Raw genomic sequence first — 363 nt, 5'->3', positions numbered from 1 at the left:
GGCAATGACAGGCCGGTACCGAATGACCAGTGTGCCAGTGCGGTCACCGGACCGAACCGGCCCGTGTATTTGATGGTGTTGTCCTCGCGGAAGTTCGCGCCGGTCAGCATCACGATCGGTTCATACTGCGTGGCAAAGGCAGCCGGCACAAAGTTGGCGATACTCTCGAACATCGAGGTGTACTGGCGGCCCAAGGTGATCTGGCCAAACTGCGCGCTCTGGATGCCCACGTAGGCCTGGCGACCGAACAGGCGGCCGCCTTGCTGCGATGTGCCGGTGTCCAGGTTAAAGCCGCTTTCCAGAACGAAAACGGATTTCAGGCCGCTGCCGAGATCTTCCACGCCGCGCAAGCCCCAACGCGAG

At 61.7% G+C, this 363-nt stretch carries 1 protein-coding gene; it reads right to left on the bottom strand.

Annotated features, from left to right (window positions below):
• Positions 1 to 363 (bottom strand): porin (locus AC1DQ3_RS36875; RefSeq protein WP_477125007.1); only part of this gene is annotated, 363 nt, incomplete at both ends.

Source organism: Cupriavidus sp. 01T418 (genome assembly GCF_056398885.1).
This window is presented reverse-complemented; position numbering and strand designations above follow the sequence as displayed.